At 32.5% G+C, this 13,127-nt stretch carries 11 protein-coding genes; 10 read left to right on the top strand and 1 reads right to left on the bottom strand.

What is annotated here, in order from left to right; all coding sequences use genetic code 11:
* Positions 1-3 precede the first annotated feature (3 nt).
* The 7 genes from ACTT9R_RS02250 (at position 4) to mmsB (ending at position 8,320) form a co-directional block, all read left to right on the top strand.
* Positions 4-1,155, top strand: coding sequence for an alpha-hydroxy acid oxidase (locus ACTT9R_RS02250; RefSeq protein ID WP_440926446.1), 1,152 nt, complete (start codon positions 4-6; stop codon positions 1,153-1,155).
* Between the two features lie 103 nt (positions 1,156-1,258).
* On the top strand, positions 1,259-2,422 hold the full coding sequence (locus ACTT9R_RS02245; RefSeq protein ID WP_440926445.1) for a pyridoxal phosphate-dependent aminotransferase: 1,164 nt from the start codon (positions 1,259-1,261) through the stop codon (positions 2,420-2,422).
* 3 nt (positions 2,423-2,425) lie between these two features.
* Positions 2,426-3,922 (top strand): FAD-linked oxidase C-terminal domain-containing protein, encoded by a 1,497-nt coding sequence (locus ACTT9R_RS02240; RefSeq protein WP_440926444.1) that lies wholly within the window; start codon positions 2,426-2,428, stop codon positions 3,920-3,922.
* Complete coding sequence (locus ACTT9R_RS02235) at positions 3,876-5,156, top strand: FAD-binding protein (protein WP_440926443.1); 1,281 nt, start codon at positions 3,876-3,878, stop codon at positions 5,154-5,156. Before ACTT9R_RS02240 ends, ACTT9R_RS02235 begins: the two co-directional genes overlap by 47 nt.
* The gene (gene glcF / locus ACTT9R_RS02230) at positions 5,156-6,445 is read left to right on the top strand and encodes a glycolate oxidase subunit GlcF (RefSeq protein ID WP_440926442.1); all 1,290 of its coding nucleotides are present in this window, start codon (positions 5,156-5,158) and stop codon (positions 6,443-6,445) included. Before ACTT9R_RS02235 ends, glcF begins: the two co-directional genes overlap by 1 nt.
* Before the next feature lie 5 nt (positions 6,446-6,450).
* Positions 6,451-7,404, top strand: a complete 954-nt coding sequence (locus tag ACTT9R_RS02225; protein WP_440926441.1) for a 2-hydroxyacid dehydrogenase — start codon at positions 6,451-6,453, stop codon at positions 7,402-7,404.
* Position 7,405: 1 nt separating this feature from the next.
* Complete coding sequence (gene mmsB, locus ACTT9R_RS02220) at positions 7,406-8,320, top strand: 3-hydroxyisobutyrate dehydrogenase (RefSeq protein WP_440926440.1); 915 nt, start codon at positions 7,406-7,408, stop codon at positions 8,318-8,320.
* 6 nt (positions 8,321-8,326) lie between these two features.
* Here the strand turns inward: mmsB and ACTT9R_RS02215 are convergent, their stop codons facing one another.
* Entirely contained in the window at positions 8,327-9,508 is a 1,182-nt protein-coding gene (locus ACTT9R_RS02215) for a GAF domain-containing protein (RefSeq protein WP_440926439.1), read from the bottom strand.
* A 51-nt stretch (positions 9,509-9,559) separates the two neighbouring features.
* Between ACTT9R_RS02215 and ACTT9R_RS02210 the strand changes: the two genes are divergently transcribed.
* The 3 genes from ACTT9R_RS02210 (at position 9,560) to ACTT9R_RS02200 (ending at position 13,124) form a co-directional block, all read left to right on the top strand.
* On the top strand, positions 9,560-10,621 hold the full coding sequence (locus ACTT9R_RS02210) for an NAD(P)-dependent alcohol dehydrogenase (protein ID WP_440926438.1): 1,062 nt from the start codon (positions 9,560-9,562) through the stop codon (positions 10,619-10,621).
* 26 nt (positions 10,622-10,647) lie between these two features.
* Positions 10,648-12,186: an extracellular solute-binding protein gene (locus ACTT9R_RS02205; RefSeq protein WP_440926437.1), complete on the top strand. Its 1,539-nt coding sequence runs from the start codon at positions 10,648-10,650 to the stop codon at positions 12,184-12,186.
* 74 nt (positions 12,187-12,260) lie between these two features.
* Positions 12,261-13,124, top strand: coding sequence for a carbohydrate ABC transporter permease (locus ACTT9R_RS02200; protein ID WP_440926436.1), 864 nt, complete (start codon positions 12,261-12,263; stop codon positions 13,122-13,124).
* The last annotated feature ends 3 nt before the right edge of the window (positions 13,125-13,127 follow it).

Below are 13,127 nucleotides of genomic sequence, written 5' to 3'. Positions count from 1 at the left end.
ATCATGAATATTAATGATTGCTATAATTTTGATGATTTTAGAAAATTAGCTAAAAAAAAATTACCAGCTCCAATATTCCACTATATTGATGGTGGTGCAGATGACGAAGTTACTTTAAATAGAAATACCGATGCATTTAATGATTGTGATTTAGTTCCAAATATTTTGAATAGTGTTGGAGAGCCAGATTTATCTACTACTGTTTTTGGAAGAAAAATTAGTATGCCATTATTTTTATCTCCAACGGCAATGCAAAGTTTGTATGACCCTGAGGGTGATAAAGCTTCTGCTAGAGCAGCTGAAAAATTTGATACAATTTATAGCATGTCCACAATGGCATCTTTTTCAATTGAAGAGGTTGCAAATGTTTCTAGTGGGCCAAAACTTTTTCAACTTTATATTCATAAAGATAAATCAATTACCGATGATTTGATTGAAAGATGCAGTAGAGCTAATTTTGATGGAATGTGCATTACAGTTGATACACTAGTTGCTGGAAATAGAGAGAGAGATCATAGAACTGGATTTACTACACCACCTAAGTTTACTTTAGATAGTTTATTGAGTTTTGCAATGAGACCGGGATGGGTTTTTAAATATTTTACCAATAAAAAATTTGAATTAGCAAACATTAAAAATAAAACTGATAAAGGTACCAACATTGCAAAATCAGTTATGGATTATATTAATGAACAGTACGATCCAGCAATGAATTGGAAAGATGCAGAATATTGTATTAAAAAATGGAACAAACCAATGGCGCTAAAAGGAGTAATGTCAGTAGAAGATGCTAAAAAAGCAATAGACATTGGTTGTACGGCAATAATGATTTCAAATCATGGAGGAAGACAACTTGATGGATCAAGATCTCCTTTTGATCAAGTTAAAGCAATTTCAGATGCAGTTGGTGATAAATTAGAAATTATTCTTGATGGTGGTGTTAGAAGAGGAACTCATGTTCTTAAAGCTTTAGCAGCTGGAGCAACAGCATGTAGTTTTGGAAAAGCGTTTCTTTTTAGTTTAGGGGCTGGTGGACAAAAAGGTGTTGAGAGGTTGTTGGAAAATATGCAAAAAGAAATTAGAAGAAATATGATTTTAATGGGCTGTAAGTCTGTAAAAGAACTTGATGCGTCAAAAATAATCTACAGAGACTAAAATAAAGGAAATTTAACAATTAATTAACAAAATTAATTATTTTATCTAAATAGACAAAAAACTATTTTTCGTTTAGTTTCCCTTTTTAATTTAAATTTTTATTATGGAATTAGCAAAATCTTTAAATAGACTTGGAACAGAAAGTGCTTTTTCAGTTTTAGCTGAGGCAAAAAAACTTGAAGCTCAAGGGAAACCTATGATTCATTTAGGATTAGGTCAGCCTGATTTTAAAACTCCAAAACATGTTGTTGATGCAGCTAAAAAAGCTTTAGACGATGGTCATCATGGATATGTTCTTTCAAATGGAATTTTAGAATGTAGACAAGCAGTAACTAGATGGATTAAAAAGCGTTACAGTGCAGATGTAGATCCTGAAAGAATTTTAATTATGCCAGGTGGAAAACCGACAATGCATTATGCAATACAATGTTTTGGTGAGCCTGGAGTTGAAATTATTCATCCAACACCTGCTTTTCCAATTTATGAGTCTATGATTAATTATACAGGCTCAACTGCAGTTCCTTATGACTTAACAGAAGACAAAGATCTTAAGTTCAGTGCAGACAAAATTTTATCTTTAATTACTGATAAAACTAGATTGTTGATTTTAATAAATCCAAATAATCCAACAGGCAGTTTTGTAGAAAAACCAGAAATAGATAAATTAGCTGAAGGTTTAAAAAAACATCCTCACGTAACTATTTTAAGTGATGAAATTTACAGCAGACAAATTTTTGATGAAAAAGAAATGCCGACATTTTTTAATTACCCTGAATTAAGAGATAGATTAATTGTCTTAGAAGGATGGAGTAAAGCTTACTCTATGACAGGTTGGAGACTCGGTTGGAGTTTTTGGCCAGAGAATTTAGTAGAACATGTAAATAAATTATTAATCAATAGTGTATCATGTGTGAATGCTGCTGCTCAGTTTGCAGGTATCGCTGCTTTAGATGGACCAGATGATTCAATTCATGAGATGATGGAAAAATTTACATTAAGAAGAAAATTAATTCACGAAGGTTTAAATAGTTTGCCAGGTGTAGAATGTAGTTTACCTGGTGGAGCATTTTATGCATTTCCTAAAGTTATTGGAACTGGAATGGATGGAAGCGAATTCTGTAAAAGAGCCATGCATGAAGCAGGTGTTGCTATAGTTCCAGGTACAGCTTTTGGAAAAACATGCAAAGATTACGTAAGATTTAGCTTTGCAGCTTCTCGAGATAACATTTCTAACGCATTGGAAAATATCAAAAAAATGTTAGGCTAAGCTATGTCTGAAATAGCTTTACCAAAAATTGATAGTTCTATTTTAAATAGAAAAAGTGAAATAGTAAAAAAACTTTCAAAGTTAACTAATATAGAAAATGTATTGAGTGAGGCTGATGAACTAAGACCATATGAAACTGATGCTTTATCAGTTTATACACAAACACCATTAGCCGTAGTACTTCCAGAAAACACTGAGGAAGTTAGTGAGATATTAAAATATTGTCATAGTGAAAATATTAAAGTCGTACCAAGAGGCGCTGGCACGGGTTTATCTGGAGGAGCGTTGCCTCTTCAGGATGCTATTCTACTTGGTTTAGGTAAATTTAATAAAATATTAGAAATTGATTACGAAAACAAATGTGTTGTGACTCAGCCAGGAGTAACAAATTTAGGAATTACTCATGCAGTTCAACACAAAGGTTTTTACTATGCACCAGATCCTTCGAGCCAGTTAGCATGTTCTATAGGTGGAAATGTTGCCGAAAATTCAGGTGGTGTTCATTCATTAAAGTATGGAACGACTACAAACAATATTTTAGGTGTACAAATGGTTATGATGGATGGAACTATTTGCAGATTTGGAGGCAAATCGTTTGATCAAGAGGGATATGATCTTATGGGTTTAATTTGTGGTTCAGAAGGATTGTTGGGGGTTGTCACCGAAGTTACAGTAAAAATTTTAAGAACACCCGAAGTTGTAAAAGCGGCTTTGATAGGTTTTCCATCTATTAAAGAAGGTGGAGATGCAGCTTCAGAAATTATTTCAAGTGGAATAGTTCCAGCAGGAATGGAAATAATGGATAAAGCCTTAATTGAGGCAACAGATAATTTTAGTAAAGCAGGATATCCACGAGACGCAGAATTATTATTAATAGTTGAACTTGATGGAACAGAATCAGAGGTTAATGAGTTAATTAAAAAAGTAGAGGCAATCTGTAAAAAAAATAATTGTTCTAGTCTTAAACTTAGTAATAGTGAGAAAGAAAGACTTTCATTTTGGGCTGGAAGAAAAGCAGCTTTTCCAGCGTGTGGAGCTATGGCACCTGATTACTATTGTATGGATGGTTCCATTCCAAGAGGTAAGCTTGCTGAAGCATTATTAGAAATAAAAAAATTATCTGAAAAATATGAACTACCAGTGGCAAATTGTTTTCACGCAGGTGATGGAAATTTACATCCACTTATTATGTTTGATGGAAATGATAAAGAACAACTTAGAAAAACTGAAGAGTTTGGTTCAGAAATATTAAAAACATGTGTGAGACTTGGTGGAGTAATTACAGGAGAGCATGGTGTTGGTATAGAAAAGCGAGAACTTATGTGTGAAATGTTTAATAATAATGATATTCAACAACAATTGAGTATTAAAAAGTCATTAGATGAAAAAAATTTATTAAATCCTGGAAAAGTTTATCCTATACTTAGAAAATGTGCAGAGGAAGGAAGGGTTCATGTCCACAAAAATAAAGATAAATTCCCAGATCTTCCAAGATTCTAACAATATCTATTATCCCAAAGATGAGACAGAAGTTTCAGATTTAATTAGGGAACTATATAAACAAGATTCTCCAACAGAAATTATCGGTAACAATTCAAAAAGTTTTATTGGAAATAAAACGCAGTCAGCTAATACCACGTCTTTATCTAAAATCTCAGGTATTATCGATTATAGACCTGAAGAATTGTATATCAAAGTTAAAGCTTGTACTCCAATCAATGAAATCGAGCAGGTCTTAATCGAAAATAATCAAGAGCTAGCTTTTGAACCAATAGACTTTGGGTATATTAAAGAAGGTAAGTCAAATAAAGGGACAATAGCAGGATACTTATCTTGCAACTATGCAGGTTCACGAAGATTTAAAGTTGGTAGTGTGAGAGATCATGTCCTAGGTTTTAAGGGAGTTAATGGAAAAGGAGATATAATTAAATCAGGTGGTACTGTTGTTAAGAACGTTACAGGTTATGATTTATCAAAACTTATAGCTGGTTCGTTTGGTACTCTTGTTGCTTTAACCGAAATTACATTAAAGGTGCTACCTAAGAAAGATTCTTCTAAAACTGTAATAATTTATCCTAGTAATTTCGAACAAATTTATGATTTTTTTAATAAACTATCTAGCTCAAGTAGCGAAATTTCTGGTGCCGTTTTTGTTCCCGAACAATCAAAGGATAAAGATTTTGTTACTAAAAAAAATTCTGTTTTTAAGTTTAATGATCTTAAATCAAATATTTCATTTATAGCATTTAGAGTTGAAGGTGACAAAATTTCAATTGAAGAAAAAATTAACAATTTAAAAAAAGAACTTAAATTAAGTAATTCAGATATTTCTACTCTTGATGTTTATCAATCAGAACCATTTTGGAAAAAAGTGAATAATTTAGAGGTATTTGAAAAGACTGAGCATAATTTAATACGAATGGTGATACCACCTGCAAATGGTTCAAAACTATGCAAACATCTAGAAAACAACCATAACTATTTTGTTGATTGGTGTGGGTCGTTATTTTGGATTGAAGTTAATAGTAAAAAAGAAGAAAAGATTAAAGACTTAAAACAAATGGCAAAAGATTTTGGAGGTTATTTGACAGTAATTAAAACTTCATCCGAATATGATTATGGAGAAGCTATTTTTACTATTGATAAAGTACGTTTAATGATTTCTGAAAAAGTAAAACAAAGTTTTGATCCTAAAAGGATTTTAAACCCAGGGAAAATGTATAGAGGAGTTTAATGCAAACAAAATTTACAGAAGAACAACTTAGAGATCCTGACAATTTTGCGAACGAAAAAGTTTTTAAAAAATGTGTGCATTGTGGAATGTGTAATGCTACTTGCCCTACGCATCAACTTCTTGGTGATGAGTTAGATGGTCCTAGAGGACGTATTTATCTTATTAAAGATATGCTCGAAAATAATAGGAAACCTACCGAAAAAGTTGTAAAGCATATCGATCGATGCCTCTCATGTTACAGCTGTATGACTACTTGTCCTGCAGGAGTAAATTACATGCATATAATTGACCATGGAAAAAAATATATTGAAAAAAATTATCAAAGATCTTTCTTTGATAAATTAATAAGGTATTTTTTATCTATTACTCTTCCAAATACAAAAGTTTTTCGATTATCAAGTTTATTAGTAAAATTATCAAAGCCTTTCAAATTCTTATTGCCATCAAAAATTAAGGATATGATTGAATTAATGCCTACAAATTTTCCTAAAAAAAGTTTACCAATAAAAGAAGTTTATAAATCCTCCACTGAAAAAAGAATTGCTAGGGTTGCTCTTTTAACAGGATGTGTACAAAAAGAAATATCTCCTCAAATTAATGAAGCAACAATAAGGTTATTAAACAGACACGGTGTAGAAGTAGTTGTTCCAAAAAAAATTCGTTGTTGTGGATCTTTAAATCATCATCTTGGAAAAGAGGAGGATGCTCATCTAGATTTTAAAAATAATATAAACACTTGGTATGAGGAGCATCAAAAAGGAAATTTGGATGCAATTTTATCAAATACGTCCGGCTGTGGAACAACCATGAAAGATTATGGATTTATTTTTCGTGAAGATAAAGAGCTAAGTAAAAAAGCCAAAGTAATATCAGAACTTACAAAAGATATATCAGAATATATATTCGAAAGTTTGAAACTTGATATTAAAGATAAAGGAAAAAAATATAAAGTAGCATATCACTCTGCGTGTTCAATGCAGCATGGTCAAAAGGTTCATTCACAGCCAGTTTCATTACTTGAGAAAACTAATAATGAAATTATGGAAATTCCAGAAGGACATATATGTTGTGGATCAGCTGGTACCTACAACATTTTGCAATCAAAAATTGCAAAACAATTATTAAAGAAAAAAGTAAATAATATTGAAAGTTTAAATCCAGATTTTATCTCTACAGGAAATATTGGTTGTATTACCCAAATCGCTCATGGTACTAAAGTTCCAATATTACATACAATTGAAGTTTTAGATTGGTACACTGGAGGACCAAAACCTGAAATTTTAAAATAAAAATTATGAAAAAGGTTTTAATTACAAGACGTTTAATAAGAGAAAGTGAAGACAAAGCATCTAAATTATTTGATGCAAAATTTAACACTAATGATGAACTTTATTCACAAAAAAAAATTATTGAAATGAGTGAAGGATTTGACGGTATATTATCATCATTAACTGAAAAATTAGATGCAGAAACAATTAATCAATTACCGGACTCTGTAAAAATTATTTCAAATTTTGCAGTTGGATTTGGAAACATTGATTTAGAAGCAGCAAAGAAAAAGGGTATAGCAGTAACAAATACACCAGAAGTTTTGTCAGATGCTACAGCAGAAATCGGAATTTTGTTAATTTTAGGAGCGTGCAGAAGAGCTTCCGAAGGAATAGAGTCTGCAAAAGAAGGTGGATGGAAATGGTCTGCTGATTATTTAATTGGGAAACAATTAACAGGGACAAGATTAGGAATTTTAGGTATGGGTCGTATTGGCCAAAAAATTGCAAAAATTGCAAAATCTTTAGGTATGGTTATTCATTATCATAATCGTTCAAAATTAAGTGAAGATAAAGAGCAAGGTGCAACATATCATGACAGCATAAAAAGTCTTTTTTCAGTCTCAGATGTTTTATCAATTTGTTGTCCAGCTACAAAAGAAACAGAGAACTTGATAAATAAAGATACTGTTGAGTATTTCCCCAAAGGTGCTGTGATAACTAATGTTGCAAGAGGTGATATAGTTGATGATGAAGCTTTAATTGATGCATTGAATAGAAGAAAAATTTATGCAGCAGGATTAGATGTTTATAAAAATGAGCCAAATCTAAATCCTGGTTATTTAAAAATTCCAAGTGCTTTTGTTTTACCTCATCTGGGCAGTGCAACAAAAGATACAAGAATTGCAATGGGAAATTTAGCAATTGATAATTTAGATGAGTTTTTTAGAACTGGAAATTGTATTAATAAAGTAAATTAAAATGTCTCAATCGATAGCTTTCATCGGCGTTGGCAACATGGGTTGTCCAATGGCTGAAAATTTAATGAAGGCAGGTAAATCTGTAAAAGTTTTTGATGTCTCAAAAAAAATTCTTGGGATTGCAAAAGATAAAAATCTTGAAACAGTGGAAAATTTAGATGATTTAATTACAGATCAAGTTGAGACGGTTATTACTATGCTTCCAGAGGGCAAGCATTCTAAGGAAGTTTATTTAGGTGATAATGGAATAATAAATAAAGTTTCAAAAAATTGTTTGCTAATTGATTGTTCTACAATTGATATTCAAACTTCTACCAAGATTGGAAAAAAAGCTTCAGAAAAAGGAATAGAAATGATTGATGCGCCAGTTAGTGGTGGAGTAATGGGAGCGCAAAAAGCAACTTTAAATATAATGGTTGGTGGATCAAAGGAAGCTTTTGCAAAAGCGCTTCCTTTATTAAAAATCATGGGAAAAAATATATTTCATGCAGGTAATTTAGGTAGTGGGAATGGTGCTAAGATTTGTAACAATATGGCCCTAGGAATTGCAATGATTGCTGCTTCAGAGTCATTAATGTTAGCAAAAAGATTAAATATAGATATTAAAAAAGTTCATGAAATTATGAAAAATGCATCAGGTAACAGTTGGCCAATTTCTGTTTATCCACCTTTGCCTGGTTTAATTGATGGCACGCCTTCAAATAATAATTATCGTCCAGGCTTCTCTGCAGGAATGATGAATAAAGATCTTAAACTTGCAAATGATTGTGCGAAAAGCGTAAATGCTCAAACACCATTAGGAAAAATGGCTCTAGAAATTTATGACCAATTTTGTAAAGAAGGAAATGATACTAAAGATTTTTCGGCGATTTCTAAAGTTATAGGCGGTAATGCTTGGGACTATCCAATTGATTAAATAAATTTATTGTAAGTGTTTATAAATTGTTGTTCTAGAAACACCTAATTTTCTAGAAGTTGCAGAGATATTATTTGTTTCATCAAAAGTTGACCTAATTAAGGTACATTTCTCTCTTTTAATTTTTGTATCTTCACAATTTTTACAAGTACTCCTTTTCTTTTCTTTTTTTGTTTCAACAAATTTGTTTTTCTTAAATATTTGACTTTTGACCACAAAAACAGATGAGCCTAAATGATCAGTTATTTTTAATGTTTTATTATTTAATAAATCTGATGCAATAGATGAAAATGAATTAGTAAAAATTTTATTAAAATTTTCATTTTTAAGATCTACTAATCCATTAAGCATAATTTTTGCATTACTGTTTGCACCTACTATTAGACCATCTCCATTGACAGCCAACAAACCTACACTGGTTGTTGATAAATATTCTTGTCGAGGATGAAAGGATAAAATTAATTCATTCTCAAACTTTTTTAAAAATAATTTTGTTTCGATACTTCTGGTTGCCAGTTTTACTAAGGCTAGAGTATGTTGCTCTCTAGACATATAGTCAGTTGAAGCATCTATAATTCCAATAGTCTTACCGTCATAATTAATTATTGGACTTGCGAAACAAGATATATTTTCATGTGCTGTAAAAAAATGTTCTTTACCAGAAACTATTGTTGGTTTTTTTAATTCAACAGATAATCCTAAACCATTTGTACCACAAACTTTCTCAGCCCATATAGATCCCGGTATAACTGTTTTACCTACATCGGTTTGAAGACAAGTTTTGTCATATATTGTATCAAGTACCAAACCATTCTCGTCTGAATACGCGACCATAAAATTGGTACCAGCAATTTGAGAGTATAGAAGTTCTAATTCAGGAAGAACTATTTTTCTAAGAGACTCATTTTTTTCTTTAATCTCTTTTAATTCAATTGAAGATACGACGCTTTGTTTTGGATCTTGAAATGGATTAAGCCCCTCAGTAATACACCTCGACCAACTATCAGAAATTTCTTTGCCCATCTCATAGGACATCATTCCTCTTTTTTTTAGGATATTTTTAAACTCTTTTTTGAGTGAAGATAAATTTCCCATTTGAAAAAGATAATTAAAAATCGTGTATTCAACAACTAACCACAGGTTGTATTTGTCCACTAATTGAACACTTAAAAGCGGCATTGACTCCATAGCAATTCAATTTTTTAATAATGTTTTAGAAATTAAAAGGGAGAGAAAACGATGAAAGCACAGGTTTTGCACAAGTATGATCCAGAAATGAAGGAAAAAGTTTGGGTTACAGGTGAAGAAATGCCAGATCCAAAGATTGAGAAGGCATCAGATGTAATTGTTAAAATTGGTGCTGCAGGAGTTTGCAGAACAGATTTACATATAATCGAAGGAGTATGGAAACATATTCAAGATCCAGATGGAACTTTGTTACCATGTGTGATGGGACATGAAAATGCAGGATGGGTAGAGGACGTAGGTAAGGATGTTACAGAATATAAAAAAGGTGACCCAGTCATTTTACACCCATTAATATCAGGAACGGGTGGTACTTGTTTAGATTGTAGAAGAGGTAATGATATGCATGCTGCTGCTGGAGCATTTCCTGGTTTAAGTATTAAAGAAGGAGGATATTCAGAGCTATTAAAAACGAGTGTTAGAAATTTAATTAAGCTTCCAAAAGTTTTAGCACCTAAAGATGTTGCACCTTTTTCAGATGCAGGTCTTACAGCTTATAGAGTTGTTAAAAAGGCAACAAGACATTTATTGCCAGGTCAAAGCTGCACAATAATTGGTGCAGGAGGTTTAGGTCATATCGCTATTCAATGTTTGAAAGCAATGTGCGCGGCTGACATTATTATAGTTGAGAAATCTGAAGCGGCTTTAAAACATGCAATGGAACTTGGTGGTGATCACGGAGTTTTAATTGATGGAAATGAAATTGAAAAAGTTCAAGAGCTAACTAAAGGAAAAGGTTCAGAAGCTGTTATCGATTTCGTAGGTGAAAAAGGATCTACTGCCATGGGAATTCAAATGACTTCTAATGGTGGTTTTTACTACATTGTTGGATATGGGGAAGAAATTAAATCATTAGCAGTTGATTTAATTATTTCTGAAAAAACAATCGTAGGTAATTTAGTGGGAACGTGGTCTGAATTATATGAATTGATGGAGTTAGCTGATCGAGGAAAAGTGAAGCTATCCATGCAAGAATATAAATTGGACGATGCTAATAAAGCGCTCCATGATCTTAACGACGGTAAAGTTAAGGGACGAGCTGTTTTAGTTCCGTAATTAAGTAAAGGAAGAGAGAGGTAATAATGAAACTAATGAAAACTTGCTTGACGGCTATTATATCAAGTTTAATGATATTTAGTCCTATGGCATATGCTGATAAGTGGAGCGATCAGTTTCCACATATCAAAGCTACAGGAGATATTCCTGGTGACTGTTCTTATGAGAAGATGTCTAAGAAAAATTACAAAGGAAAAACTCTTAAAATAAACACTCACGCAATTCCAGTAATGGGAGAGCCAACAGCTTTACATGCTGAACAGTTTGAGAAATTAACTGGCGCAAAAGTTGAAGTTACACATACACCAGCAGGTGATTTGTACTCAAAAGCAATGGTTCCTTTCCAAGCTGGACAAGCTCCTTATGATGTTGTGTTTGGATTTTCTAACTTCATCAATGACTGGAAAAGATATTTAGCACCAGTTCCTAAGAAGTATATGAACTCACCTGAGATGAAAGACGTAACTAAATCTCATATGGGTGTATCATCTTGGGATGGAACTATGTATCAATACCCAGTTGATGGTGACAGACATTATTTAAAATATAGAAAAGATGTCATTGATAATCCAGAAATGCAGAAGAAATATAAAGCTGACACAGGTAATGAGTTGAGAGTTCCGAGAACTTGGAAAGAATACGCTCAAATGGCTAAATATTTCAATGATTGGGACTGGGATGGAGATGGTGAAAAAGAATATGGTTCAGCTGAAGTTATGAAAAAAGACGACTTAATGTTTGCAGCCTTTTTCAGCAGATCAGTTGCTTATGCTAAAAACCCTAGAACTCCAGGTGGTTTCTTTTTTGATTTAGAAACTATGAAGCCAAATATCAATAACCCAGGATTTGTTGAGGCATTAACTGATTGGGTTGAAGCTACTAAATATGTTCCTCCAGGAGGAACTAACTTTGGTCTAGGTGATGAAATCGGATCATTTGGTGGTGGACAAACTTTATTTAGTTTCTCTTGGGACGATGCATTTATTGCAGCGATGCAAGATGACAGCCCAATTAAAAATAAAGTTGGTGCAGCTCCACTTCCAGGCGCTGATAGAGTTTGGAACAGAGTATCTAATAGCTGGGAAAACCAATACAACCAGGCTCCTTACATTGTTTGGGGTTGGGCCGTAGGTGTTGCGAAGAAAAGTAAGGTAAAAGATATGGCATTTGATTATCTTTGCTTCTTTTCTAATGGTGCAAACCACCAAGCTGATTTAGCTATTGGTAGATTTGGTGTTAACCCATTTAAAAACTCAGACTTTGACCCTAACATCTATATCAATAGTATGGGTTGGGATCCTGAAATTGCTAACAGTTACACTCAAACACTTTTAGATATGGAAAAGAGTAATAACAGAGTTTTCCCTCTAAGAGTTCCAGGTGTATTTGAATTTACAAGTGCTGTTGCTACAGGAACTTCAAAAGCTTTAGCAGGACAATTATCTCCTCAAGAAGCTTTAGACGAAGTTGCTAAAGAGTGGGAAGCAATTGTAAGCAGAGTAGGTAAAAAAGCGGTTCAAGATGCCTATGCTGTTGGTGTCAAAATGGAAGACAACAAGCTATAATTTAAAAATACTTTATGTGGCCATTGATTTAAATGGCCACATATTACAAAAATAATATAATCCTTTTTATATAAATGAATTTTAAGCATAAATATTTCTTTCTGTTTCCAGGTTTATTTGTGTTGATAGGAATATTAATTTTCCCAATAATTTTCGTAGTTAGATTAAGTTTGTCAGGATGGAATAGTTATAATCCTGGTTTAGATTACATTGGTTTAGAAAATTACATAAGATTATTTACTGATGACCCTAGATTCTGGGAGTCATTTTTTAGATTGAGTTTTTTATCAGTTACAACAGTTATCTTACAATATGTGATTGGTTTTGCACTGGCACATATGGTTTGGAAAGATATTAAATTTAAAAGATTTTTTAGAGTTCTTTTTTTAGTTCCAATGATGACAACCCCGGTGATCATGACAGTTATTTGGAGAACTTTTTTTCATGAGTCTCTTGGACCAGTAAATGATTTGTTATCAATTTTTGGTGTAGCTCCCAAATGGTTGACAGACCCAGTTATCGCAAAATTTACAGTAATTATAGTTGAGGTATGGCAATGGACACCTTTTATGTTTCTGCTTTTGTTGGCAGGCTTATTATCATTGCCTAAAGAACCATTTTTAGCTGCTGCGATTGATGGCGCTAGTCCAGTCAGAAAATTTATTTATGTAACATTTCCATTGATGGCCCCTATATCCATTGGAGCAATAATTATAAGGTTAATTGAGGCCTCAAAGATAATGGATACAGTTTACGTTTTAACTTCTGGTGGTCCAGGAACTTCAACCGAAACTTCAAGTTTTTATATTTTTATAAAAGGGCTAAGAGAATTTCAGATGGGTTATGCAGCTTCAATGTCATTCACCTACTTAATAATTATGATCATAAGTTTAACAATAATAGCAAAAGTTTTAACTAAAGTTTTATTGAAAGAGTAGAGT

The organism is Candidatus Pelagibacter sp., from assembly GCF_052049835.1.
In the GTDB taxonomy this organism is placed as follows: domain Bacteria; phylum Pseudomonadota; class Alphaproteobacteria; order Pelagibacterales; family Pelagibacteraceae; genus Pelagibacter.
This window is presented reverse-complemented; position numbering and strand designations above follow the sequence as displayed.

Excerpts from the sequence above, each read along its gene's own strand:
- ACTT9R_RS02215 (WP_440926439.1), bottom strand. The coding sequence starts at position 9,508 with ATGGAGTCAATGCCGCTTTTAAGTGTTCAATTAGTGGACAAATACAAC.
- ACTT9R_RS02250 (WP_440926446.1), top strand. The coding sequence starts at position 4 with ATGAATATTAATGATTGCTATAATTTTGATGATTTTAGAAAATTAGCT.
- ACTT9R_RS02235 (WP_440926443.1), top strand. The coding sequence starts at position 3,876 with ATGTCCACAAAAATAAAGATAAATTCCCAGATCTTCCAAGATTCTAAC.
- ACTT9R_RS02200 (WP_440926436.1), top strand. The coding sequence starts at position 12,261 with ATGAATTTTAAGCATAAATATTTCTTTCTGTTTCCAGGTTTATTTGTG.
- ACTT9R_RS02240 (WP_440926444.1), top strand. The coding sequence starts at position 2,426 with ATGTCTGAAATAGCTTTACCAAAAATTGATAGTTCTATTTTAAATAGA.
- glcF (WP_440926442.1), top strand. The coding sequence starts at position 5,156 with ATGCAAACAAAATTTACAGAAGAACAACTTAGAGATCCTGACAATTTT.
- ACTT9R_RS02225 (WP_440926441.1), top strand. The coding sequence starts at position 6,451 with ATGAAAAAGGTTTTAATTACAAGACGTTTAATAAGAGAAAGTGAAGAC.
- ACTT9R_RS02205 (WP_440926437.1), top strand. The coding sequence starts at position 10,648 with ATGAAACTAATGAAAACTTGCTTGACGGCTATTATATCAAGTTTAATG.
- mmsB (WP_440926440.1), top strand. The coding sequence starts at position 7,406 with ATGTCTCAATCGATAGCTTTCATCGGCGTTGGCAACATGGGTTGTCCA.
- ACTT9R_RS02210 (WP_440926438.1), top strand. The coding sequence starts at position 9,560 with ATGAAAGCACAGGTTTTGCACAAGTATGATCCAGAAATGAAGGAAAAA.
- ACTT9R_RS02245 (WP_440926445.1), top strand. The coding sequence starts at position 1,259 with ATGGAATTAGCAAAATCTTTAAATAGACTTGGAACAGAAAGTGCTTTT.